Origin of the sequence: Mesorhizobium sp. M4B.F.Ca.ET.143.01.1.1 (assembly GCF_004792275.1) — a bacterium.
GTDB classification, from domain to species: domain Bacteria; phylum Pseudomonadota; class Alphaproteobacteria; order Rhizobiales; family Rhizobiaceae; genus Mesorhizobium; species Mesorhizobium abyssinicae.
The window spans coordinates 1-314 of record NZ_SRSR01000259.1 but is presented as its reverse complement, the minus strand read 5'-3'; the positions used below and the strand labels follow the sequence as shown (position 1 = coordinate 314).

General features: G+C 68.5%; 1 protein-coding gene. It reads left to right on the top strand.

Annotated features, from left to right (window positions below; translation table 11 throughout):
- Window positions 1-57: 57 nt before the first annotated feature.
- The coding region (locus tag EN786_RS36900; RefSeq protein WP_135910160.1) for an SDR family NAD(P)-dependent oxidoreductase at window positions 58-314 on the top strand (257 nt) is incomplete at its 3' end.

The following is a 314-nucleotide window of genomic DNA, read 5'->3' as shown; positions in this document are numbered from 1 at the left end:
AGCCGCAGAGTGTCGACATCTGAGCTGTCCCTAAAACCGCGCGATGGAACCGCGATCATGATCCTCGACCGCTTCCGACTGGACGACAGGGTCGCGCTGGTGACCGGCGGCACGCGCGGCATCGGCCTCGCCATCGCGAAGGCGCTCGGCGAAGCCGGCGCACGCGTCGTCGTTGCGGGCCGGACGATGAAGGATGATGCGCGGCAGGAACTCGCGGGCCTCGGCTTCGACTTTCACGCCGCCGAGATGCTGGACGAGAAAGCGCCGGACAGGCTGGTCGCCGACACGCTCGCCAAGGCCGGCCGCCTCGACAT